This window comes from Ramlibacter alkalitolerans, assembly GCF_016722765.1.
GTDB lineage: Bacteria > Pseudomonadota > Gammaproteobacteria > Burkholderiales > Burkholderiaceae_C > Ramlibacter > Ramlibacter alkalitolerans.
The window spans coordinates 180,911-204,668 of the sequence record NZ_JAEQND010000002.1 but is presented as its reverse complement, the minus strand read 5'-3'; the positions used below and the strand labels follow the sequence as shown (position 1 = coordinate 204,668).

General features: G+C 69.4%; 21 protein-coding genes. 15 read left to right on the top strand and 6 right to left on the bottom strand.

Annotated features, from left to right (window positions below):
* Positions 1-82 precede the first annotated feature (82 nt).
* Together JI746_RS03960 and JI746_RS03955 are read left to right on the top strand one after the other, a co-directional pair.
* Positions 83-1,060 (top strand): P1 family peptidase, encoded by a 978-nt coding sequence (locus tag JI746_RS03960; RefSeq protein ID WP_201687494.1) that lies wholly within the window; start codon positions 83-85, stop codon positions 1,058-1,060.
* A complete protein-coding gene (locus tag JI746_RS03955) occupies positions 1,057-2,400 on the top strand; it encodes a TAXI family TRAP transporter solute-binding subunit (RefSeq protein ID WP_201687493.1) in 1,344 nt (447 codons plus the stop codon). The genes JI746_RS03960 and JI746_RS03955 overlap by 4 nt, the downstream gene beginning before the upstream one ends.
* Before the next feature lie 472 nt (positions 2,401-2,872).
* Here the strand turns inward: JI746_RS03955 and JI746_RS03950 are convergent, their stop codons facing one another.
* Positions 2,873-3,730, bottom strand: a complete 858-nt coding sequence (locus tag JI746_RS03950; RefSeq protein WP_201687492.1) for a lysozyme family protein — start codon at positions 3,728-3,730, stop codon at positions 2,873-2,875.
* 302 nt (positions 3,731-4,032) lie between these two features.
* Between JI746_RS03950 and JI746_RS03945 the strand changes: the two genes are divergently transcribed.
* From JI746_RS03945 to JI746_RS03935, 3 genes are read left to right on the top strand one after another with little or no spacing between them, the layout of a single operon-like run.
* Positions 4,033-4,680: a GntR family transcriptional regulator gene (locus JI746_RS03945; RefSeq protein WP_201687491.1), complete on the top strand. Its 648-nt coding sequence runs from the start codon at positions 4,033-4,035 to the stop codon at positions 4,678-4,680.
* Positions 4,681-4,691: 11 nt separating this feature from the next.
* On the top strand, positions 4,692-5,180 hold the full coding sequence (locus tag JI746_RS03940; protein ID WP_201687490.1) for an OsmC family protein: 489 nt from the start codon (positions 4,692-4,694) through the stop codon (positions 5,178-5,180).
* Entirely contained in the window at positions 5,177-5,509 is a 333-nt protein-coding gene (locus JI746_RS03935) for a hypothetical protein (protein WP_201687489.1), read from the top strand. The genes JI746_RS03940 and JI746_RS03935 overlap by 4 nt, the downstream gene beginning before the upstream one ends.
* A 149-nt stretch (positions 5,510-5,658) precedes the next feature.
* On the opposite strand, the gene JI746_RS03930 is transcribed toward JI746_RS03935, so the two are convergent.
* The 3 genes from JI746_RS03930 to JI746_RS03920 all read right to left on the bottom strand — a co-directional run bounded on the left by JI746_RS03930 (position 5,659) and on the right by JI746_RS03920 (position 11,950).
* A complete protein-coding gene (locus JI746_RS03930) occupies positions 5,659-7,740 on the bottom strand; it encodes a DUF1631 family protein (RefSeq protein ID WP_201687488.1) in 2,082 nt (693 codons plus the stop codon).
* Between the two features lie 68 nt (positions 7,741-7,808).
* Positions 7,809-9,476 (bottom strand): energy-dependent translational throttle protein EttA, encoded by a 1,668-nt coding sequence (gene ettA / locus JI746_RS03925; RefSeq protein ID WP_201687487.1) that lies wholly within the window; start codon positions 9,474-9,476, stop codon positions 7,809-7,811.
* A 215-nt stretch (positions 9,477-9,691) separates the two neighbouring features.
* The gene (locus JI746_RS03920) at positions 9,692-11,950 is read right to left on the bottom strand and encodes a DUF1631 family protein (protein WP_201687486.1); all 2,259 of its coding nucleotides are present in this window, start codon (positions 11,948-11,950) and stop codon (positions 9,692-9,694) included.
* A gap of 356 nt (positions 11,951-12,306) precedes the next feature.
* On the opposite strand from JI746_RS03920, the gene JI746_RS03915 reads away from it, so the two are divergent.
* The 9 genes from JI746_RS03915 to JI746_RS03875 all read left to right on the top strand — a co-directional run bounded on the left by JI746_RS03915 (position 12,307) and on the right by JI746_RS03875 (position 22,564).
* Positions 12,307-14,019 carry a DEAD/DEAH box helicase gene (locus JI746_RS03915; RefSeq protein ID WP_201687485.1) on the top strand — a complete coding sequence of 571 codons (1,713 nt, stop codon included), beginning with the start codon at positions 12,307-12,309 and terminating at the stop codon, positions 14,017-14,019.
* Between the two features lie 9 nt (positions 14,020-14,028).
* A complete protein-coding gene (locus tag JI746_RS03910; RefSeq protein WP_201687484.1) occupies positions 14,029-14,682 on the top strand; it encodes an NAD(P)H-binding protein in 654 nt (217 codons plus the stop codon).
* A gap of 162 nt (positions 14,683-14,844) precedes the next feature.
* Positions 14,845-15,924, top strand: a complete 1,080-nt coding sequence (locus JI746_RS03905; RefSeq protein WP_201687483.1) for an ABC transporter ATP-binding protein — start codon at positions 14,845-14,847, stop codon at positions 15,922-15,924.
* A gap of 51 nt (positions 15,925-15,975) precedes the next feature.
* Positions 15,976-17,286: an ABC transporter substrate-binding protein gene (locus JI746_RS03900; protein WP_201687482.1), complete on the top strand. Its 1,311-nt coding sequence runs from the start codon at positions 15,976-15,978 to the stop codon at positions 17,284-17,286.
* Positions 17,287-17,394: 108 nt separating this feature from the next.
* Positions 17,395-18,249, top strand: coding sequence for a carbohydrate ABC transporter permease (locus JI746_RS03895; protein WP_236599576.1), 855 nt, complete (start codon positions 17,395-17,397; stop codon positions 18,247-18,249).
* Positions 18,246-19,118 carry a carbohydrate ABC transporter permease gene (locus JI746_RS03890; protein WP_236599552.1) on the top strand — a complete coding sequence of 291 codons (873 nt, stop codon included), beginning with the start codon at positions 18,246-18,248 and terminating at the stop codon, positions 19,116-19,118. The genes JI746_RS03895 and JI746_RS03890 overlap by 4 nt, the downstream gene beginning before the upstream one ends.
* Positions 19,119-19,297: 179 nt before the next feature.
* Positions 19,298-21,034, top strand: coding sequence for an IlvD/Edd family dehydratase (locus tag JI746_RS03885; protein ID WP_201687480.1), 1,737 nt, complete (start codon positions 19,298-19,300; stop codon positions 21,032-21,034).
* Between the two features lies 1 nt (position 21,035).
* The gene (locus tag JI746_RS03880; protein ID WP_201687479.1) at positions 21,036-21,923 is read left to right on the top strand and encodes a 2-dehydro-3-deoxygalactonokinase; all 888 of its coding nucleotides are present in this window, start codon (positions 21,036-21,038) and stop codon (positions 21,921-21,923) included.
* Positions 21,920-22,564: a 2-dehydro-3-deoxy-6-phosphogalactonate aldolase gene (locus JI746_RS03875; protein WP_201687478.1), complete on the top strand. Its 645-nt coding sequence runs from the start codon at positions 21,920-21,922 to the stop codon at positions 22,562-22,564. Before JI746_RS03880 ends, JI746_RS03875 begins: the two co-directional genes overlap by 4 nt.
* Positions 22,565-22,583: 19 nt before the next feature.
* Here the strand turns inward: JI746_RS03875 and JI746_RS03870 are convergent, their stop codons facing one another.
* Positions 22,584-22,784: a CopG family transcriptional regulator gene (locus tag JI746_RS03870; protein WP_201687477.1), complete on the bottom strand. Its 201-nt coding sequence runs from the start codon at positions 22,782-22,784 to the stop codon at positions 22,584-22,586.
* A 59-nt stretch (positions 22,785-22,843) separates the two neighbouring features.
* On the bottom strand, positions 22,844-23,041 hold the full coding sequence (locus JI746_RS03865; protein WP_201687476.1) for a ribbon-helix-helix protein, CopG family: 198 nt from the start codon (positions 23,039-23,041) through the stop codon (positions 22,844-22,846).
* A gap of 184 nt (positions 23,042-23,225) precedes the next feature.
* Between JI746_RS03865 and JI746_RS03860 the strand changes: the two genes are divergently transcribed.
* Positions 23,226-23,756, top strand: coding sequence for a PaaI family thioesterase (locus JI746_RS03860; protein WP_201687475.1), 531 nt, complete (start codon positions 23,226-23,228; stop codon positions 23,754-23,756).
* The last annotated feature ends 2 nt before the right edge of the window (positions 23,757-23,758 follow it).

Below are 23,758 nucleotides of genomic sequence, written 5' to 3'. Positions count from 1 at the left end.
TTGCCGGTGGCGGAGGGTCAGCGATTGCACGGACAGCGCCGCGCCCTGCCGAGCACGCGCGGCCGGCGACCATAATCGCGCCATGATTTCCTCGATCACGGACGTGGCGGGCATCGAGGTCGGCCACTGCACCGATGCGCGCCGGCCCACCGGCTGTACCGTGGTGCTCGCACGCGGCAGCGCGGTGGCCGGCGTCGACGTGCGCGGCGCCGCCCCGGGCACGCGCGAGACCGACCTGCTGCACCCCGCCCACACGGTGGAGCGCGTGCACGCGGTGCTGCTCTCGGGCGGCAGCGCCTGGGGCCTGGACGCCGCCGGCGGCGTCATGCGCTGGCTCGACGAGCAAGGCATCGGCCTCGAAGTCGGTCCCGCGCGCGTGCCCCTCGTGCCCGCCGCCGTGCTGTTCGACCTGCCCGTCGGCGACCACCGCATCCGCCCCGATGCGGCGGCCGGCTACGCCGCCTGCCAGGCCGCATCGCGCCAGGCGCCGCAGGAAGGCAACGTCGGCGCCGGCGCGGGCGCCACGGTGGGCAAGGTGTTCGGCCTGCAGCGCGCGATGAAGGGCGGCATCGGCACCGCTTCCATCACGGTCGATGGCGTGACCGTCGGCGCGATCGTCGCGTGCAACGCGCTCGGCGACGTGATCGATCCGGACACGGGGGCCGTGCTCGCCGGCGCACGCAGCGCCGACGGCCTGCACCTGCTCGACGCGCGGCGCGCCTTGCTGCGCGGCGAAGTGGCGCGCTCGGTGATGGCCGGCACCAACACCACCATCGGCGTCATCGCCACCGATGCGGTGATCACCAAGGCACAGGCCGCGCGCCTGGCCAGCGTCGGCCACGACGGCCTCGCCCGCACCATCAATCCGGCGCACACGATGTTCGACGGCGATACGCTCTTCGCGCTGGGCACCGGCGAGAGCGGCCGCAGCCCCGGCCTGCTGGCGCTCGCCACCATGGCCGCGGAGGCCTGTGCCCTGGCCGTCGTGCGGGCGGTGCGGGCCGCACGCGGCATCACCGTCGACGGACTGCAGCTGCCGGCCTGCGGCGAACGCGCATGAAGGCGGTGCGGGTCTTGCGCTACACGCTGGTCTCCATCCGCGACCTGCTCATCTCCGCCGGGCCGATCGCCTTGGTGGCCATCGGCCTGCTGGTGCTGGCCTACTGGTGGCTCGACCCGAACCCGCCGAAGAAGGTCACGCTCGCCACCGGGCCGGCGCAGAGCGCCTACGACCAGTTCGGCAAGCGCTACCAGAAGGCGCTCGCCGCTTACGGGATCGAAGTGGTGCTCGTGCCGACGGAGGGCTCGCCGGCCAACCTGCGCCTCCTGCGCGCCGGCAAGGCGGACCTCGGCTTCGTGCAGGGCGGCAGCAGCGAGCGCAACGCGAACGAGGAAAGCGGCATCGTGTCGCTCGGCAGCCTGTTCGTGGAGCCGATCTGGCTGTTCTACCGCGAAGACGCGGCCAGGAAGGCACCGGGGCGCGCGCTCGGCTCGCTCACGCAGCTGCAGGACCTGCGGGTGAACATCGGCGCCCGCGGCAGCGGCGCGCCCGGCGTCATGCGCCGGCTGTTCGAAGCCAACGGCATGGATCCGGCGCACATGAAGGTCACGCGCCTGGACCAGACCTCGGCCGCCGTCGCCTTCCTGGCCGGCGAGCTGGACGCGATCGTCTTCGCCTCCGCACCCGAGTCGCAGATGGTGCAGATGCTGTTGCAGACGCCCGGCGTCAAGCTCATGGACTTCACGCAGAGCGATGCCTATTCGCGCCGCCTGCCGTTCCTGAGCCCGGTGGTGCTGCCGCGCGGCATCGTCGATCTCGCCAAGGACGTGCCGCCGCAGGACGTGCGGCTGGTCGCCACGACCACCTCGCTGCTGGCCCGCGAGGCGACGCATCCCGCGCTGCTGCAGCTGTTCGCGCAGGCCGCGCGCGACCTGCACGGCCCCGCCGGCTGGTTCAACCGCGCCGGCAGCTTCCCCAACACCGAGCGCACCGAGTACCCGGTGTCGCGCGAGGCCGAGCGCACCATCCGCGGCGGCCAGCCCTTCCTGCAGCGATGGCTGCCCTTCTGGCTGGCCAACCTCATCGAGCGCATGTGGCTGGCCCTGGGCATCATCCTGGCGGTGCTGCTGCCGCTCTCGCGCATCGTCCCGCCCCTGTACCAGTTCCGCATCCGCTCGCGCGTCTTCCGCTGGTACGCGCAGCTGCGCGACATCGAGAACCGGCTGTACGCGGAGCCGCAGAAGGCCGTGGAGGTGGTGCGCGAACTCGACGCCCTGGACGACCGCGTCGGCCGCATCACCGTGCCGCTGTCCTACGTCGACGAGCTCTACGCGCTGCGCAACAACATCGACGTGGTGCGGCGCAAGGCACTGCAGGGGCCGGCGGCGGCAGCAAGTTAGCGAAGTGTTCGACTCTTGCTGCGGGAAGGCGGACCGGGGAGTCGCGTCGCCTCCTATCCGGCGCGTGGTGCACGCACCGCCGGTCCCCGAGGAGCACTCCCGCGTCGTAGCGCTGCGCTCCTGAGCTGATCGGAGGAACGGCTGCTCCACCCTGCAAGGCCGCAGGCGCAGGACGGCTTTGTCCGACTCCGGAAGTCAAGGAGGAGGCGCGGGCGCGGCTTCAGCCAGGGCCCGTGCTCTCAACCGCGCCGGGGGACATGGAGTGAGGCGGACAAAGCCGTCCTGTGCCGGACCCGGGGGCAACGAGCGCAGCGCGGCACCGCAACCCAATCGCTTGCGATGGCACCCCTCTTCCGCTTCGCTTTCGCCCGCTGCTTCCGCAGCGACCTCATCCGACGGCAACATCACCGCCCGCACGGCCAGACGCAAGAAAGCCGGCAACAAGGCCGGCTTTCTGGGGAGCGGCGGAGGCTCAGTTACCCGCGCCGTACGACGCGGTCATCATGCCCGTGCCCTTCATGCGGCCACGCAGTTCCGCCAGCTGTGCTTCGAGTTCCGCCGCCTCGCGGGCGCCGATGCGGGCGTTGGCGATGTGGCGGCGCGTTTCGATCGGCAGCTTCTTGGTGTTCAGGCCGTTCCAGGCGGCGCGGCCCTTGGACGACAGGTTGTAGTAGATCGAGACGCCTTCGCGCAGCTTCAGCGCGTACTGCGTCGGCGACAGCTTCAGGCCGTCCAGGCGCTTGGCGCTCCACTTGGCGGCGTCCTTCAGGTGCACGGCCAGCGCATGCACGGCCTGCACGGGGTCCGTGGGGTCCGTCAGGCCCACGGCCTTGGCGGTGGCGGGCTCGAACTGCGCGATGCCCAGGTTGGGCGTGCCGTCCTTGCTGGCGCCCATGCGCGGGATCCACGACGTTTCGGCGTTGATGATGCCGTACACGTCGCGGTAGCTCAGCCCCACTTCCGACAGGCCCGCACGCTGCGCGGCGGACTTGGCCAGCAGCAGGCGCGAGGGCACGTCCGGCGTCTTCAGGACGTTGCCGGCGTAGCGGACCGGGAGCCACGTGAGCTTGGAACGCAGCTGGTCGTAGTAGCTGGTGTCGACCTTGAGGGTGTTGAACGGGGTGGCAGGCGCCGCAGCGGCCGCGACCTGCACCGCCGGGGCCGGAACCGCGGCAGGGGCCTCCACGGCGACCTTGCCGGTCTGCAAGCGCTGGGCCAGCGTGTCGGAAACCGGGGCGGGCACGCTACCGATCGAGCTCGTGAGCGCGACGCTCACCAGGCCCGCGAGCATCAACACCGAAGACACACCCGAAGTAACACGCTCTTTCATTCGCTGGTCCCCTGCTCGAAAGTTGCAAACAAGACTTACAGACGGGTCGTGTCGGCGAAAGTTCGGGGATCGGCGGGATGTCGTCCTACAGGGGCCAAATTCGTGAAAAACTCTTGCGTTGAGGGCCCTCGACGGGTGCTGCAGTGATGCTTGGGGCATGGCTCAGCCAATGCGCTCGCAGGCGATGCAAGGCCGATATTTCGCGCAGCCCAAAGCATGCAAACGCGCAGCACGGCGTCGGTGTTGTATTCACACCTCGCTTTTCTTGTAGCCGAAATTGTATACATGTATAAACCTGAGCCATGCCAGCCTCTTCCATTGCGCTCACCACCTCGTCGGCCGTTACCGGCCTGCTGAGGCAGTCCCTGGACCAGGGGCGCTGGGCGTCGGGGGAGCCGCTGCGCCAGGAGGAGATTGCTGCCGAGCTTGGCGTCAGCCGGGTGCCGGTGCGCGAGGCGCTGTTCCAACTGCAGGCCGAGGGCCTGCTGCGCATGGTTCCCAACAAGGGCATGTACGTTCGCACGGTGAGCGCTGCCGAACTGCGCGAACTGTTCCGGCTGCGCCAGATCATCGAAAGCGACGTGCTGGCCGATGCCGTGCCGCTGCACACGACGGCCAGCATCAACCGGGTCGAGACGATCCAGGCGGCGCTGGACAAGGCCAGTGCCGTCGCCGACTGGATCGTCGGCGACCGTGAATTCCACGAAGCGCTCTATGCGCCGGCGCAGCGCAGCGAATCGATGGCGATCGTGCGGCGCCTGCGCTTCCAGGTCGATCGCTACTACTACGCCCGCATGAAGCCCGGCACGCGCGCGCAGGGCTGGCACGAGGAGCACCACGCCCTGCTGCGCGCGCTGCGCCGTCGCGACGCGAAGGCCGCGCTCAAGGTGCTGCAGGCGCACCTGGCCGAGACGGAGCGCAGCGCGCTGGCCGCCCTTCCCCCCGCCTGAAAGGAATCGCGATGTCCAGCTACGGGTGTGTCGTGGAATGGTCCCGCGGCGATGCGCCGTTCACGGACGGCCGCTACCCGCGTGCGCACGAGTGGCGCTTCGACGGTGGCGCGGTGGTGCGCGCTTCGAGCTCGCCGCATTCCGTGCGGGTGCCCTGGTCGGATCCGCAGGCGGTCGATCCGGAGGAGGCCTTGGCGGCGGCGGCTTCGAGCTGCCACATGCTGTGGTTCCTCTCGCTGGCCGCCGAACAGGGCTTCGTCGTCGACCGCTACAGCGATGCCGCCGAGGCGCAGCTGGGGCCGATCGGCTTCGGCCGCCAGGGCATCCTGGCGATCGTGCTGCATCCGCAGGTCACCTTCTGCGGCCCGCGCACGCCCGACGATGCCGCCGTGCACAAGCTGCACGAGGTGGCGCACGAGCGCTGCTACATCGCCAACTCGCTGCGCAGCGAAGTGCGCGTGGAGGGCGGCTGGCGCATGGCGGAAACCTCCCGGCCGTGAACCGGCGCAGCGAGCAGCACTACCACGTCTACGTGGTGCAGCTCGATGACACGGTGTGGAACAACGCGCGCTTTCGCCGCTGCAATCCGGACTACGTGCTGGGCATGCCGTTCGTGTACGTCGGCATGACGGGGCTCGACCCGGACGTTCGCTTCGACCGGCACAAGGCGGGGATCCAGGCCAATGCCTTCGTGCGCGAGCACGGGCTCAGGCTGCTGCCGCAGCTGTACGAGGTGTTCAACCCGATGCCGTACCGCGCCGCCTGCGAGATGGAAGTGGAGCTCGGGATCGCCCTGCGCGAAAAGGGCTACGGCGTCTGGCAGGCATGACGCGCCGCCTTCGGCGCGCATGACTTCGCCGCTCGCGCGGCGTCGATGACGAAATGACAAGCCCCAGACGGCCTGCAGCCCCTTGTCATCGAGCCGCGCCGCGGCGAGGTGTCATTGCCGCCGCGCCAGCGGCGCAGTCATTCCGTCATTCAGAGGCTGTTGCGCCACGCGGCCCTGGCCACCGCATCCAGCGCTCCGTCCACCACGGGATGGGCCGAGACCAGCCGCACCGCGCCTTGGGAGAGCATCTGATCGAGCTTGCGCCGCGTCATGGAACGCGTCGCGCCGGCGGCATTGGTGAACATGAACAGCAGTCCGTGCGGGCTGGCCCAGGTGAGCTGCCAGCGCTCCCAGCCGCCCGCGAGCAGGTCGACGTACGAGCCCACCGCAAGATCCTGCACCGGCAAGGTATCGGGCTCGGGCGTGTTGCCCGCGGCCAGCGGCATCGGCGTATCGGGAACATAGCCGGATTCGTGCATCTCCAGCGGCGCCAGCCAGGTGCTGACGCGCTCTGGGCCGCGCTCCCGGGCGATGCGCTCCGCGCTGGCCGGCGTTGCGGAAAGCGCGAGGTCGCGCAGCGCCGCCAGCAGATGCAGCCACCGCTGCGTGTCCGCCGGCAGGTAGTCGATGCTCGCCAGCCCCTGCCGGATCCGCTGCACCATCTGCACCTGCTGGTTGGCGACGTGGCCGGCGAGCGATGCCTGCACGCTCCACAGCACCGTGGTCGCGACCCAGCCATAGCCGCCGGGATCCTCCTGCGCCGCCAGGTCCGTCAGGCGCGCCTGCGCCAGCACGTGGGCCCAGGGCCCGGTGAGGAAGGCCAGGGCCTCCGCGGGCGCACCGAGCGCTTCGCGCCGCTTCAGGAGCTCGCGGCCCACGCGCTCGGCCAGCAGGTTGCGCTGCTCGGCGCGGATCAGCGCGCGCACCGCGCGTTCGCGGTTGCGGCGACCGCGGGGCTGCGCTTCGTCCCAGGCATCCTGCAGCGCCAGCAGCGCGATCTCGAAGGCCTCCGGACCGTTGGCGCGGGCGTCCAGCAGGGCGTCGGTGGCTTGCTGCAGGGAGTCCATGAAGGCGGGGAAGCCGGGCTCCTGGGGTGAGCTCCACGCGAGGCTGTGCTGCGTGATCTCCTGCAGCAGCCGGCGGGCGGGATGCGAGCGGTCGCTGAAGAAGCGCGGGTCGGCGAGCGCCAGGCGCAGCAGCGGCGGCTCGATCTCGCGCACCAGCGCGCGCACTGGCGGCAGCAGGCGCGGATCGGCCGCCAGGTTGGCGATCATGAGGTGCACGACCTCGAGCCCGAGGGCCTGCGCGGGCTGCTTCGCCTCCCGGCGCAGCGCCTCGCGGAAGGCTTCGAGGCTGTCGCGCTCCGTGCCGGGCATGGCGGCCTGCCGCTGCCGCAACTGCAGCACCAACTGGTCCACCTTGCGCATGTCCTGCACCATCTGCAGCGCCGCGGGAACCGTCTGCGAGAACTCGGTTTCCGCGAAGACGGCGCCGGCGCGCCTGGCGCGGGCAGCGCCGTCGGCGGGGTCGCCTTCCATGAGCTTGCGCAGCTCGCGGATGGTGAGCTGCGTGGCGCGGTCCACGTCCTCCTGCCGCGCCGGCGGCTGCGGCGTGCTGGCCGCATCCTGCGGCCGCAGGCGCTGCGCCATCGCGGCATAGGTGCGCGCCAGCTCCGGCGCCATCAGCAGCGGCAGGTGGCGCACCCAGCGCCGTCGCACGGCCGGCGAGACGGGGCTGTGGCGCGCCAGCCGATGGACGCTGCGCACGTACACCTCGGGCCGCAGCGGATGGCGCTGCGCGGCGCCCTCCGGCGTGAGCTGCGCCGAGACCAGCGTGTTCTCCAGCTCCAGCAGTTCCGGCCGCACCGCTTCTTCCAGGGCACCGCAGGCCCGCACCAGGTCCGCGTTGTCCTGCATCTGCTCGTCGCCCAGGAGGGCCAGCGATTCGAAGCTGAGCCAGGAGCCGCGGTCGCCGGCGATCGCGTGCGCGAACTCGGTGAGCAGTGCCTGCGGAAAGGCGTCGATGAGGGTCTGCTGCCGCTCGCGCAGGACCTCCACCGCGTCCTGCAGCAATCCGCGCTCCACCACGTCCTCGAGGCCGGCCGCGGCCTGGGGCAATGCGTGCAGCGCGCGGGCGAGGGTGGAGCGCATCAGCTCCGCCCCCTGGCTGGCGGTGTCCTTGATGCAGGCCCGGTAGAGCGTCTGGTAGTGCGGCTGCGGTGAGCCCGACATCGCGGCAGCCCCTCCTCAGGACTGGTCTGGTTCCCCGCCTCCGCGGGGAGACCTTGCTCCGCGCAAGGTCACTTCAGGGCTTTATAGCGCACCCGGTGCGGTCTTGCACCTTCCTCGCCCAGGCGCCTGCGCTTGTCGGCCTCGTACTCGTGGAAGTTGCCGTCGAAGAAGACCCACTTGCCCTCGTCTTCGGCCGCCAGGATGTGGGTGGCGATGCGGTCCAGGAACCAGCGGTCGTGGCTGATCACCATCACGCTGCCGGCGAATTCGAGCAGCGCATCCTCCAGCGCCCGCAGCGTTTCGACGTCGAGGTCGTTCGAGGGCTCGTCCAGCAGCAGCACGTTGCCGCCCTGCAGCAGGGTCTTGGCCAGGTGCAGGCGGCCGCGCTCGCCGCCGGACAGCAGGCCGACCTTCTTCTGCTGGTCGCCGCCGTTGAAGTTGAAGCGGCCGCAATAGGCGCGGCTGGCCATCTGGAACTTGCCGATGTTGATCATGTCGAGGCCGCCGGAGACGTCCTCCCACACGGTCTTGTCGTTCGCCAGCTCGTCGCGGTGCTGGTCGACGAAGGCCATCTGCACGGTCTTGCCGATCTTCACCTCGCCCGCGTCCGGCTTCTCCTTGCCGGCGATCATCTTGAACAGCGTGGACTTGCCGGCGCCGTTGGGGCCGATGATGCCGACGATGGCGCCCGCCGGCACCTTGAAGCTCAGGTTGTCGATCAGCACGCGGTCGCCGAACGACTTGGACACGTTCACGAACTCGATCACCTCGTGCCCCAGGCGCTCGCCCACGGGGATGAAGATCTCGTTGGTCTCGTTGCGCTTCTGGTATTCGTAGTCGGACAGTTCCTCGAAGCGGGCCAGGCGCGCCTTGCTCTTGGCCTGGCGCCCCTTCGGGTTCTGGCGCGCCCACTCCAGTTCCTTCTTCATGGCCTTGGTGCGGGCGTCCTCGGTGCGCTGCTCCTGCTCCAGGCGCGCTTCCTTCTGCTCCAGCCAGGTGGAGTAGTTGCCCTTGTACGGAATGCCGCGTCCGCGGTCCAGTTCCAGGATCCATTCGGCGGCGTTGTCCAGGAAATAGCGGTCGTGGGTGATGCCCACCACCGTGCCCGGGAAGCGCGCCAGGAACTGCTCCAGCCATTCCACCGATTCGGCGTCCAGGTGGTTGGTGGGTTCGTCCAGCAGCAGCATGTCCGGCTTGGACAGCAGCAGGCGGCACAGGGCCACGCGGCGCTTCTCGCCGCCGGACAGGTTCTTGATCACGGCCTCCCAGGGCGGCAGGCGCAGGGCGTCGGCGGCGATCTCGAACTGGTGCTCATGGTCGCTCTCGGCGCCGGCGGCGGCGATGATCGCTTCGAGCTTCTGCTGCTCCTCGGAGAGTGCATCGAAATCGGCGTCCGGCTCGGCGTAGGCGGCATAGACTTCCTCCAGCCGCTTCTTGGCGTCCATCACCTCGCTCATGCCACCTTCGACGGCGTCGCGAACGCTCTGTTCCGGGTCGAGCTGGGGCTCCTGGGGCAGGTAGCCGATCTTGATGCCGGGCATGGGGATCGCTTCGCCTTCGATCTCCTTGTCGATGCCGGCCATGATCTTCAGCAGCGTGGACTTGCCCGAGCCGTTCACACCCAGCACGCCGATCTTGGCGCCGGGGAAGAAGCTCAGTGAGATGTCCTTCAAGATCTGCCGCTTGGGCGGCACGGTCTTGCTGACGCGATTCATCGAGTAGACGTACTGGGCCATGGTTCTGTTCTGCGGGAAACCGTCGATTATCCCGCATCACGAAATCGGGCGCCGGTCTGCATGGAAAACCGGTCACGCGGACAGCCGGACAGCCGGAACGCAGAAGCCGCAGAAACTACGCAAAAGCCGCAAAAGGACATCCAGATTCTGGATTGGCTGTCCTTTTGCGGCTTCTGCGTAACTTTTGCGGCTTCTGCGTTGCGGCTGTCCGATGGCTACTCCGGCGGCCGCCCCACGCTGTTCTTGAGGGCGGCGCGGGCGACCTGGTCCAGGGCCTCGTCGACCACCGGGCGCTCGGCGACGACGCGCAGCTGGCCGCCGGTGCGGAGTTTTTCCATCGTGCGGCGCGACATCGAGTGCGCCGCACCGCCGATCGACGTGAACATGAACAGCGTCGCATGCGGGCTGCACCACGTCAGCTGCGCCCGCACCCAGTCGCCCTTGATGCGGATCTCGACCCAGGCGCCGATGCGCAGGTCTTCCGGCACGAGCCCCGCCTGCGCTTCGGCCTGCGGCGCCTGGGACGGCACCTGGCGGGCGCGGCTCGTGTCCTGCTCGGCGCGCAGCGCCTCCTGGCGCGGCGCCTCGGGCGAGGCCGCGTAATCGGTGTCGAGGTCCGCCTCTTCCTCGATGAAGCCGGACTCCTGGGCCTCGCTCGAGTCCAGCCACAGCTGCAGGTCTTCCTCGGCGCCTTCCGGGAACTGCGACTGCTCCGACCAGGCCGCATCGGCCGCCGCCTGGATGCTGGCATCGCGCCCTTCCTGCACCGCGGCGCGGTGCAGGGTGATCAGGTGGTCGAAGAAACGCTGCGTCAGTTCCTGCGGGTAGCCGATGCGCCCCAGGCCCTCGCGCAGGCGCTGCAGCAGGCCGGGGATCATCTGCACCAGCCGGCGCGCGCGCCCCCGCTGCGCGGTGGTCTTCTGCACGCTCCAGATCAGGTCGTCGACCATCGCGCGGTAGCCATACGGATCGGGGGAGCCGTCCTCGCAACTGAGCTGCGCCTCGGCCACCACCTGCGCCCAGGCGTTCTTCAGGAAGTCGCGGATGAAGTCGGCGACGTCCAGGCCGCCGAGGCTATCGGCGAAATCGGACGCCAGCTTCTGCGCCAGCAGGTTGCGCTGTTCGGCGTGCAGCAGCGCGCGCGCCGCTTCCTCGCGCTTCTGGCGCGCGCCCTGGTCCTGCTCGGTCCACTGCGCCTGCAGCTCGTCCAGCATCTCGCCGAAGGTATCGGCGTCCATCACCTTGCTTTCCAGCCAGCGGCTGACGGACTGCAGCGACTCGAGGAAGCGCGGCCAGCCCGCGTCTTCCTCCGACGGGAAGGCCAGGCTGCGCTGGATGATGCGATCGAGCAGCTGGCGCGCCGGGTGGTTGCGGTCGCTGAAGAAGCGCGAGTCTTCCTTGGTCAGCCGGTGCACCGCGGGCTCCAGCACCTTGAGCTCGCGCTTGAGCGTGGGCAGCAGGCGCCGGTCTTCCAGCAGGTTGTCGAACATGAGGCGCACGACCTCTTCGCCCAGCTGCTGCCCGATGCGGCCGGTGGCCGGGGGTTCCCTGGCGGCATCGGCCAGCATGTCGACCGGCTGCTCCACGACCACGACGGGCTTCTTGCGCTGTTCCAGCCGCTTGACCAGTTCGTCGGTCTTCTTCAGGTCCTGCAGCAGGGCCATCGAGGCCGGCATGGTGTGCAGGAATTCGGCCTTGCGCGGCTGGTCGAAGTCGCCGGCCAGCAGCTTGCGCAGGCGGTCCAGGGTCAGCAGCGTCTTGGCCACCGTGTCCGTGACCGGAGCGCCGCTGGCACCGGTCGCCCGGTTGATGCGGCCTCCCACCGGCACCGCGGGTTCCACGCCGGTGGAGCGCAGCCAGTCGGCCAGCTCGCGATAGAGCTTTCGCAGGTTCACGCCCAGCAAACCGGCGGCCGGTGTGATCAGGACTTCGCGGGCGCCGGTTTCGGCCACGTGTTCCGCCAGGGTGTGCTGCAGCGCGCGCACGAACACTTCGGGCCGCAGCGGATTGAGCCCCGGCTGGATCGTGCGCCATCCCAGCATGGTGCTGATCAGGGCGTCCAGCGGCGGCAGCGTGTCGTCCACGGCCAGCACCACTTCCTGCTGCGCGCGCGCGATCTCGATGCTCTGATCGAGCTCCTCGTCCTCGAACAGCTGCAGGTCCTGGAAGCGCAGGACTTCGGTGGCGGTCTGGTCCTTGCCGCCGCCCTCGTACACCAGGCGGGTGAGTTCCTTGACGAAGCTGTGTTTGACGGCCGCAGCCTTGCCCTCGAGACCCAGCACGGCGGCCCGCACCTGGGGCGCCTGCAGCGGCGCCAGGCGCTGCGGCCCGGTGGCGCTGGTGCCCAGCTCCAGGCCCTGCAGCACCTGCTGCATCAAGGCTTCGGCCTGCTTCAGCATGGCCCCCAGGCAGTCGCTCAGGGACGGCTGCAGGGCGGTCGGATCGTCGGAGACGCCCAGCCGGAGCTTCATCATCTTGGCCATGTTCTGGGGGTCCCGTTCGGTTCCCCGATTATGGGTGAGCCCCAGCCGTACGCCAATTTTCGGCAGGACGTGTGACGTTTTGCGCCCGACGTGCGGTGCTTCGGCGCAACGCAGGGCCTATTTCGTCACGCCGCAGGCCCTCTGCGCACGCCAGCCGGATCCATGCGACAATGGGTCTTCCCGCGGCTCCCAGTTGCTCGCGGGCTCAGCGTTTCGCTGGGGACGAGGCAGGCTTGCAACGCCTGCTGGCTCCCACCCTAGAACCCTCATCTGCCTTGACTGGAACCGGCCCTTTGCGGCACGGAACGGCCGATGCCCCCGCGCCCGGGAAGGCGCTTGACTGCTCAATGAATTTTGACGAACTGAATCTCGCCCCCGCCATCCTCAAGGCGGTTCGCGAGGAAGGCTACGAAACCCCCACCCCCATCCAGGCCCAGGCCATCCCCGCAGTGCTCGAAGGGCACGACCTGCTCGCCGGAGCCCAGACGGGCACCGGCAAGACGGCCGCCTTCACCCTGCCGATGCTGCACAAGCTCTCCAAGGGCAAGGGCAGGACCAACAAGTTCGGCAAGGACGGCATCGCCGCCCTGGTGCTGACGCCCACGCGGGAGCTCGCCGCGCAGGTGGAAGAGTCCATCCGCACCTACGGCAAGTACCTGCCCCTCACTTCCACGGTGATCTTCGGCGGCGTGGGCATGAACCCCCAGATCGACCGCATCCGCAAGGGCGTCGACATCCTGGTGGCCACGCCGGGCCGCCTGCTGGACCTGCAGCAGCAGGGCCACCTGGACCTGTCCACCGTGGAGATCCTCGTGCTGGACGAAGCCGACCGCATGCTGGACATGGGCTTCCTGCCGGACGTGAAGAAGGTGCTGGCCCTGGTGCCGAGGGAAAAGCAGAGCCTGCTGTTCTCCGCCACCTTCAGCGACGAGATCCGCGAGCTGGCCCACACGCTGCTGCGCTCGCCGCAAAGCATCCAGGTCACGCCGCGCAACACCACGGTGCAGCGCATCACGCAGGTGATCCACCCCGTCGGCCGCGAGAAGAAGAAGGAACTGCTGGCCCACGTGATCCAGGAACACGACTGGTCGCAGGTGCTGGTGTTCACGCGCACCAAGTTCGGCGCCAACCACGTGGCCGAATTCCTGGGCAAGAAGGGCATCACCGCGATGGCCCTGCACGGCAACAAGAGCCAGACCGCCCGCACGCAGGCGCTGGCCGGCTTCAAGAGCGGCGAGATCCGCGCCCTGGTGGCCACCGACATCGCGGCACGCGGCATCGACATCGACGACCTGCCGCACGTGGTGAACTACGAGATCCCGAACGTGCCGGAAGACTACGTCCACCGCATCGGCCGCACCGGCCGCGCGGGCAAGGAAGGCCAGGCCGTGTCGCTGGTCTGCCTGGACGAGGAAGGCTTCATGCAGGAGATCGAGCGCTTCACCAAGCAGGACATCCCGGCGCAGGTGATCGACGGCTTCGGCCCCGAGGCCGGCGAGCAGGCCCAGCCGATCGCCATGGGCCGCCAGGTGCTGTGGGGCGGCAAGGGCCGCCCGCCCTCGCGCGAGGTGATGAACGCCGCGGCCAAGGCGGCGCGCAGCGAGATGATGCAGCGCATCCGCGAGAACAAGGACAAGTCGGGCGGCTCCGGCCGCGGCGCGCGCAACGGCGCCGGCAACGGCAACGGCAACGGCAAATCCAGGAAGGCCCAGCCGGCGCGCAATGGCAACGGCAACGGTAATGGCCAGCAGCGCGGCGCGCAGCAGGCGCGGCCGCCGAAGCAGCAGCCGAACGGTGCGCGCAACGGCCACAACGGCAACGTGCAGGCGCGGCCGCCCCGCGCCGTCCGTCCCCACGAGGACGACGCGGACGACCGCATGCCGCGCAACGTGGATCCGCTGCGCACCAACATGCCGGGCCGGCGCGACATGACGGGGCTGCGTCCCGTCAACGGCGGCGGCCAGCCGGACCCGACGCGCACCAGCATCGACAGCATGGGCGCGGGCGCCCGGCGCAACCGCGGCCGCGGCGGCAACCCGGCGCGCAACTACGGCCGCTGAAGCGCAGCCATGCGCAGCGCCTTGCTGGCCGGAGCCTCCGGGCTGGTCGGCCGGGAAATCCTGCGGGGCCTGCTGGCGGACGACACGATCGCGGCGGTCCATGCCCTGGTCCGCCGCCCGCCTGGGGTGCAACACCCCAGGCTGACGGTCCATACCGTCGATTTCGCGGCGCTGCCGGCGCTGCCCCCCGTCGATGAAGCCTACCTCGCGCTCGGCACCACCATCAAGGTGGCCGGCAGCGAGGCCGCCTTCCGCGCGGTCGATTTCGATGCCAACCTCGCCGTGGCCCGCGCAGCGCAGGTTGCCGGCGCCCGCCGCATCGGCCTGGTGAGCGCCATGAAGGCGGATGCGCGCTCGCGCATCTTCTACAGCCGCGTGAAGGGCGAACTCGAGGAAGCCGTCGCCGCTCTCGGCTTCGAAGGCGTCGTGATCGCCCGCCCCTCGCTGCTGGTGGGCGACCGCGAGGCGCTCGGACAGCCGGAACGCGCCGGCGAGAAGATCGGCCTGCACGTCGGCCGCTGGCTCAAGCCCCTGATCCCCGCCGACTTCCGCCCCATCACCGCGGCGGCCGTGGCGCGTGCGCTGCTGCGCGCCGTGCCGGTCGCCAGGGGGCACCGCGTCCTGCTCTCGGGAGAGATGCAGGACGAGGCCTCGCCGGCCTGAGGTTCCCCGGGCGGGAACCAAGGTTCACGCGCGCAGCCCGCCGCGGATCGGCTGCGCGGGTTTACCCGCGACGTGCAGCGCGCGCGGGTGCAATGCTGATGACGCGGCATTTGTTCCATGCTACAAGTTCGGCGCTTCCAGCGTGTTCAACCAGCGAGGACGATGGCCAACGTACAGATTCGCAACGTCGAGAAGTTCTTCGGTGCCGCGCACATCATCCGCGGCGTCGACATCGACATCGAAGACGGCCAGTTCGCCGTGCTCGTGGGGCCTTCGGGCTGCGGCAAGTCCACGCTGCTGCGCATGATCGCGGGGCTGGAGGAAATCAGCCGCGGTGAAGTGCGCATCGGGGGCCGCGTGGTCAACGACCTCACGCCCAAGGAACGGGACATCGCCATGGTGTTCCAGAACTACGCGCTCTACCCGCACATGACGGTGCGCGACAACATGGCCTTCAGCCTGATGCTCGCGAAGCAGCCGAAGTCGGTGGCGGACCAGCGCGTGAAGAAGGCCGCCGAGATCCTCGGCCTCGAAGCCCTGCTCGATCGCTATCCGCGCCAGCTCTCCGGCGGCCAGCGCCAGCGCGTCGCCATGGGCCGCTGCATCGTGCGCGACCCGCAGGTGTTCCTGTTCGACGAGCCGCTGTCCAACCTCGATGCCAAGCTGCGCGTGCAGATGCGCACCGAGATCAAGGAACTGCACCAGCGCCTGAAGACCACCTCGGTCTACGTCACGCACGACCAGATCGAAGCCATGACCATGGCCGACCAGATCGTGGTGATGCGCGACGGCCTGGTGGAGCAGACCGGCTCGCCGCTGGAGCTGTACGACCATCCGGCCAACCAGTTCGTCGCCGGCTTCATCGGCTCGCCGGCGATGAACTTCCTGCCCGGCGTCGTGCGGCGCGCCAACGGCAGCGCGCGCATCGATTTCGGCCCCGGCCTGTCGCTGCCGGCACCCGCCGGCGCGCAGGCTGCGCAGGACGGCCAGAGCGTGATCTACGGCACCCGGCCCGAGCACATGGAACTCGCCAGCGATGGCGAGGGCATGCCGGGCGAAGTGGTGGTGGTGGAGCCCACCGGCGCCGACACGCAGGTCTTCACCAAGCTCGCCGGCGTCGAGGTCACCAGCGTGTTCCGCGACCGCCACGCCTTCCGCCCCGGCGAGACCATCCGCCTGCGGCCCGATCCCGCCCGCGCCCACCTGTTCGATCCAGCCAGCGGCATGCGCCTGGCGCAGTGAGCGCGCCGCGGCCCTGCCCTGCACTGCCCATTCACCTCGAAGGAGACAACCATGACGAACCGTCGGAAGTTCCTGAAGAAAGCATCGGCCGGTGCGGCCGCCGTGTCGCTGCCGATGCTGTGGCCGGTGGGCGCGCAGGCGCAGTGGAACAACCAGCCCGAGAAGGGCGCCAAGCTGCGCGTGCTGCGCTGGAAGCGGTTCGTGCAGGGTGACGAGGATGCGTACAACGCCAACGTCAAGAAGTTCAGCGACAAGTACGGCATCGAAGTCCGCCTCGACAACGAGGGCTGGGAGGACGTGCGTCCCAAGGCGGCGGTGGCCGCCAACACCGGCGCCGGCCCGGACATCATCCTGTCCACCAACGACGACGCCAACCTCTACCCCGACAAGCTGGTCGACATGACGGACGTCGCCGACTACCTGGGCAAGAAGTACGGCGGCTGGTATCCCGCCTGCGAGGCCTACCTGCGGCCCGACGGCCGGCACTGGATCGGCGTGCCGCTGGGCGGCACCGGCTCGATGATGGTCTACCGCGATTCCATGCTCAAGGCGGCAGGCGTCACCGCCTTCCCGAAGGATACCGACGGCTTCCTGAAGATGTTCCAGGCGCTCAAGGCCAAGGGCACGCCCGGCGGCATGGCACTGGGCCACGCCACCGGCGACAGCGGCTGGACGCAGTGGCTGATCTGGGCCTTCGGCGCCGCGCTGGTCGACAAGAACAACAAGGTCACCATCGACAGCCCCGCCACGCTCAAGGCGCTGGAATACGGCAAGGAGCTGTACGCGACCTTCATCCCCGGCACGCTGTCGTGGCTGGACCCGAACAACAACAAGGCCTTCCTCGACAGCCAGGTCGCCGTCACCAACAACGGCATCTCGATCTACTACGCGGCCAAGAACTCCACCGATCCCAAGCTGAAGGAAATGGCGGCGGACATCCAGCACGCCACCTTCCCGGTCGGCCCGGTCGGCGTGCCCACCGAATACCACCTGTTCTTCAACCAGATGGTGTTCAAGCACACGAAGTACCCGAAGGCCGCCAAGGAATTCGTGCGCTTCATGATGGAGGAGGAGCAGTACGGGCCGTGGATGCAGGCCGCCGGCGGCTACATCTCGCAGCCGCTGCGCGCCTACGAGAAGAACCCGGTGTGGACGGTCGACCCGAAGAACACGCCCTACCGCGACTCGGTGAAGAACATGCGGCCGGCCGGCTACATGGGCAAGCTGGGCTACGCCTCCGCCGGCGCGCTGGCCGACTTCATCGTGCAGGACATGGTGGCCGAGGCCGTGAGCGGGGCGAAGTCGCCCAAGGAAGCGATGCAGCGCGCGGCGCAGCGCGCCGACCGCTACTACAAGGTGTAAGGCACCATGGAGGCCGGCGCGATCCATCCAGCGGAAGTGGCCGGCCGCGCCCGGCCCGTGCGGCGGCACCGGCTCGGCAACAGCCGCAACCTGCTGGGCCTGCTCTTCATGGTCCCTGCGGCGGTGCTGCTGCTGCTGTTCCTCACCTATCCGCTCGGCCTCGGCGTGTGGCTCGGTTTCACGGACACCAAGATCGGCCGCGGCGGCGAGTGGATAGGCTGGGACAACTACACCTACCTGTGGGGCGACAGCGTCACGCGGCTGGCGCTGTTCAACACCCTGTTCTACACCGCGGTCGCGAGCGTCATCAAGTTCGTGCTGGGCCTGTGGCTCGCCGTGCTGCTGAACGAGCGCATCCCGTTCAAGACCTTCTTCCGCACGGTGATCCTGCTGCCGTACATCGTGCCCACCGCCCTGTCGGCGATCGCCTTCTGGTGGATCTACGACTCGCAGTTCTCCATCGTGAGCTGGACGCTCATGAAGCTGGGGTGGATCGACCACTACATCGACTTCCTCGGCGACCCGTGGAACGCGCGGCTGTCGACCATCGCGGCCAACATCTGGCGCGGCGTGCCCTTCGTGGCGATCACGCTGCTGGCCGGCCTGCAGACGATCCCGCCCTCGCTCTACGAGGCCGCGGCCATCGACGGCGCCGGGGGCTGGAAGCGATTCCGCTACATCACGCTGCCGCTGCTCACGCCCATCATCGCGGTGGTGATGACCTTCTCGGTGCTGTTCACGTTCACCGACTTCCAGCTCATCTACGTGCTGACGCGCGGCGGCCCGCTCAACGCCACCCACCTGATGGCGACGCTGTCGTTCCAGCGCGCGATCCCCGGCGGCGCCCTGGGCGAAGGCGCGGCCATCGCCATCGCGATGGTGCCCTTCCTGCTCGCGGCCATCCTCTTTTCCTACTTCGGCCTGCAGCGGCGGGCTTGGCAACAAGGAGCGAGCGACGCATGAAAGCCCAGGACGACGGCAGCCAGGGCATGAACTACCTCAGTTCGCTGCCCCGGCGAACGGTGACGCTCTACCTGCCGCTGGCGATCTTCGTGTTCGTGCTGCTGTTCCCGTTCTACTGGATGGCGGTGACGTCCTTCAAGCCGGACCACGAACTGCTCGCGCGCGACGGCAACCCGTTCTGGATCATCGGGCCGACGCTGGCGCACTTCGACAAGCTGCTGTTCCACACCGACTACCCGGCCTGGCTGTGGAACACCATGGTGGTGTCCATCGTCTCCACCTTCGTCTCCCTGCTCTGCTCGGTGCTCGCGGCCTATGCGATCGAACGCCTGCGCTTTCGCGGCTCCAAGCAGGTGGGGCTGTCGATCTTCCTGGCCTACCTGGTGCCGCCGTCGATCCTGTTCATTCCGCTGGCGGCGATCGTGTTCAAGCTGGGGCTGTTCGACACGCGCTGGGCGCTGATCCTCACCTATCCGACCTTCCTCATTCCCTTCGCCACCTGGCTGCTCATGGGCTACTTCCGCTCGATCCCGTTCGAGCTGGAGGAATGCGCCCTGATCGATGGCGCCAGCCGGCTGCAGATCCTGTGGAAGATCGTGCTGCCGCTGTCGGTGCCGGGGCTGATCTCGGCGGCGATCTTCGCCTTCACCCTGTCCTGGAACGAGTTCATCTACGCGCTGACCTTCGTCTCCTCGTCGGAGGTCAAGACGGTCTCGGTGGCCGTGGTGACCGAACTGGTCGAAGGCGACGTGTACCACTGGGGGCCGCTGATGGCGGGGGCGCTGCTCGGGTCACTACCGGTGGCGGTGATCTATTCGTTCTTCGTCGAGTACTACGTTTCGGGGCTGACGGGGGCGGTGAAGGAGTAACCGCAGGGTTGGCGGCCTTTTGTAGGCTGGCGGTGAGCGCCGAAGGCCGAACCCCAGCGCTTCGCCGCGCTCGCGCATCGCTGGGGTTCGCAAGGCTCACCACCAGCCTACGACTCCGCCCAGCGCTCCGCATCCGCACCGGCACATAATTGGCCCAGCACTTCCACGGAACCCTGCGCATGACCCCTCCCCGCAAGAAAAGACCCGAAGAACTCCGTTCCCAGCAATGGTTCGGCCGCCAGGACCGCGACGGCTTCGCCTACCGCAGCTGGGTCAAGGGCAAGGGCGTGCCGCACGACCAGTTCGACGGCCGGCCCGTCATCGGCATCTGCAACACCTTCAGCGAGCTCACGCCGTGCAACTCGCACTTCCGCACGCTCGCCGAGCAGGTCAAGATCGGCGTCTACGAGGCGGGCGGCTTCCCGCTCGAATTCCCCGTGATGTCGCTGGGCGAGACGCTGCTGCGTCCCACCGCCATGCTCTATCGCAACCTCGCCAGCATGGACGTCGAGGAATCGATCCGCGGCAACCCCGTCGACGGCGTCGTGCTCCTCATGGGCTGCGACAAGACGACGCCCTCGCTGATCATGGGCGCCTCCAGCGTCGACATCCCCACCATCGGCGTCTCCGGCGGCCCCATGCTCAATGGCAAGTGGCGCGACCAGGAACTCGGCTCGGGCACCGGCGTGTGGAGCATGAGCGAGCAGGTGCGCGCCGGCACGCTGCGGCTGCAGGACTTCTTCGAAGCCGAAAGCTGCATGCACCGCAGCCACGGCCACTGCATGACGATGGGCACGGCCTCCACCATGGCCAGCATGGTCGAGGCGCTGGGCGTGGGCCTGCCGGGCAACGCGGCGTATCCCGCCGTCGACGGCCGCCGCAACGTGCTGGCCCGCATGGCCGGCCGCCGCATCGTCGACATGGTGCACGAGGACCAGAAGCTCTCCTCCATCCTCACGCGCAAGGCGTTCGAGAACGCGATTCGCACGCTGGCCGCCATCGGCGGCTCGACCAACGCCGTGATCCACCTGATCGCCATCGCGCGCCGCATCGGCGTCGAGCTCGCCATCGAGGACTTCGACCGCCTGGGCAGCGAGATGCCCTGCCTGGTCAACCTGCAGCCCTCCGGCCAGCACCTGATGGAGGACTTCTGCTACGCCGGCGGCATCCCGGTCGTGATGAACGAGATCCGCGACGCGCTGCACCTGGACGCCGTCACCGCCAACGGCCGGACCGTCGGCGAGAACATCGAGGGCGCGCAGAACTGGAACAAGGAAGTGATCCAGCCGCTGGCCGCGCCGTTCAAGGAGAAAGCGGGCATCGCCGTGCTGCGCGGCAACCTGGCGCCGCGCGGCGCGGTGATCAAGCCCAGCGCCGCCACGCCGGAGCTGATGGTGCACCGCGGCCGCGCCGTGGTGTTCGAGGACATCGAGGACTTCCACCGCCGCATCGACGACGAGGACCTCGACGTCGACGAGACCTGCGTGCTGGTGCTGAAGAACTGCGGTCCCAAGGGCTACCCCGGCATGGCCGAAGTCGGCAACATGCCGCTGCCGCCCAAGATCCTGCGCAAGGGCATCACCGACATGGTCCGCATCAGCGACGCGCGCATGAGCGGCACGGCCTACGGCACGGTGGTGCTGCACACCGCGCCGGAAGCCGCCGCCGGCGGCCCGCTCGCCATCGTGCGCAACGGCGACATGATCGAGCTGAACGTGCCCAAGCGTCGGCTGCACCTGGAGATCGGCGACGAGGAACTGGCGCGCCGGCTGGCCGAATGGAAGCCGCCGCAGCCGCCGCTTTCCTCCGGCTACTGGAAGCTGTACACCGACCACGTGCTGCAGGCCGACGAAGGCGCGGACCTCGACTTCCTGGTGGGCAAGCGCGGCTCCTTCGTGCCCCGCGACAATCATTGACATGCGCCCGCTCGTCGCCGTCGACTGGGGCACGTCCTCCCTGCGCGTCGCCCGCGTCGACGCCGACGGGACGGTGCTGGAGGAACGGTCCTCCGAGCGCGGCATCCTGACGGTGCCCGCCGGCGCCTTCCCCGACATCCTGCGCGAAACCTGCGGCGACTGGCTGCACCAGCCCGAGGCCCTGTGCCTCGTGAGCGGCATGGCCGGCAGCCGCCAGGGCTGGCAGGAAGCGCCCTACTGCAGCTGCCCCGCCGGTTTCACGGACCTCTCGCGCGCGCTCGCCTGGATCGAGCCGGAGCGCATCGCGCTGGTGCCCGGGCTGCGCTTCGAATTCCTGGACACGCCGGACGCCATGCGCGGCGAGGAAGTGCAGGTGTTCGGCGCGATGGACCTGCTGCGCCTGCAGGCCGGCATGTTCGTGCTGCCCGGCACGCACTGCAAGTGGGTGCGCGTGGCCGACGGCCGCGTGCAGTCCTTCGCGACCTTCATGTCGGGCGAGTTCTACGCGCTGCTGCGGCAGCACTCGATCCTCGCGCGCACCCTGCCCGAAGAAGACGGTCCGCTGGAAGAGGCCGCCTTCCTGCGCGGCGTGCACCACGCGCAGCAGGCCCGCTCGCTGCTGCACAGCGCGTTCAGCGCGCGCACGCTGGCGTTGTTCGGCCGGCTGCCCACGCAGGCGCTGCCCAGCTATCTCTCGGGCCTCGTCATCGGCGAGGAACTGCGCTCGCGCGCCCTGCACGGCCTGGAGGTGGTGCTGATCGGCGCGCCGGCGCTCACCGAACGCTACGCGCTGGCCCTGCGCACGCTCGGCTGCCAGTCGCGCAGCCTCGGCTCGGAAGCCACCTGGCGCGGCCACTGGGCGCTCGCCCGCACGCTGCAGAAGTCATGAACCCGCTGCTGGCGCAAGCCTGGAAGCGCGCGCTCGACGAGCTGCCGCTGGTCGCGATCCTGCGCGGCCTCACGCCGGCCGAAGCCGACGCGGTGGGCGACGCGCTGTGGAACGCGAACTGGCGCGTGTTCGAGGTGCCGCTCAATTCGCCGCAGCCGCTGGAGAGCATCGCGCGGCTGGCGCGCCGCTTCCCGGGCGCGGTGGTCGGCGCCGGCACCGTGCGCACCGAGGACGAGGTGCGGGCGGTGCATGCAGCCGGCGGCCGCCTGGTCGTGTCACCGCATTTCGACGCCCGCGTGGTGCGGGCCGCCAGCTGGTCCGGCATGGTGTGCGTCCCCGGCGTGATGACGCCGACGGAAGCGTTCGCCGCGCTGGAAGCCGGCGCCGCCGCACTCAAGCTTTTTCCGGCCGAGATGATTCCACCTGCCGCCGTCAAGGCGCTGCGTGCGGTGCTGCCGGCTGCTGTGCCGCTGCTGCCGGTGGGCGGCATCGCGCCGGCGACCATGGCGTCCTACCTGGCTGCGGGCGCGGATGGTTTCGGCATCGGCTCGGCGCTCTACAAGCCGGGGACGGCACCCGAGGAGGTGAGCCGCATGGCGCGCGCCTTCGCCGATGCCTGGGCCGGGACCGTGCGCGCGTGACGGCTGCGCGGCTTGCGCTTCAGCGGGCGCGGCGCGTGGCGGCCGGCTTGCGTGCCGGTGCACGGCGGGGCGCCAGCGCCTCCTGCTGCTCCATGAAGTCGCGGATCAGCCGCCGCACCACCTGCGAGGGCGTCATGTCCTGCGTGCGGCACAGTTCCTCGAAAGCCTGCTTCTTCCCCGGGTCGATGAGGATGGTGAGCCGGGCGGTCTTGAGCTCCATTGGCGATGGGTCCTGATGTCCATCGGAATGTAATTGCTTTCCCATCGCCACGGGGTGGACTATCCGGCCGGTGCGTTCGATGCGTCCGCCCGGTTCGAGGTATAGGTCGGCGTGACGCCGTGCCTGGCGAGGTATTCGCGGATCAGTTGCCGGACCACCTGGGAAGCCGTGATGTCCTGCGAGGCACACAGCGCCTCGAAGGCCTTTTTCTTGTCCGCGTCGATCAGCAGGGTCAGACGGGCGGGTTTCACTGCCATGGATTCGCTCTGGGTGCCAACATGGTAAGACTGTGCACCTGGCATGTGAGTCCGATGGTAGTACGCCGACGCATGAGCCATGGCGAACATTCCCATGGCCAGCGCCGGCCCGCGGCTCATCGGCTTGTAGGCCGACGCCAAATGCCGAGCCATGATCCACTGACTTGAAATCCTGGAGACCCGAATGGCAGACCTGTTGGAAGAATGGCTCGCACGCGAGCGCGAGCTCGGCGCCCGGCTGCAGGCCGGCGCCGGCTGGGGCGTGGTCCCGCCCGGGCAGTTCGCCGGCCGCAGCGGGCTGCAAGTGATGCAGGCGCTGCTGCGCGGCGAGCTGCCGGGCGCGCCGATCGCGCGCACGCTCGATTTCCTGCTGGTCGAGGCCGACGAGGGCCGCGCCGTGTTCCAGGGCACGCCGGGCCCGGCGCATGCCAACCCCATGGGCGGCGTGCACGGCGGCTGGTACGCGACCCTGCTCGATTCGGCGCTGGGCTGCGCGGTGCACACCATGCTGCCGGCCGGCCGCGGCTACACGACGGCGGAACTGGGCGTCAACCTGGTGCGGGCCATCGGGCCGAAGGTGCAGCGGGTGCGGGCCGAAGGCAAGGTGGTGCACTGCGGCCGCCAGCTGGCCACGGCGGAGGCGCGGCTCACGGGCCCCGACGGCACCCTGTACGCGCACGCGACGACGACCTGCCTGGTGTTCGACCTGCGCTGAAG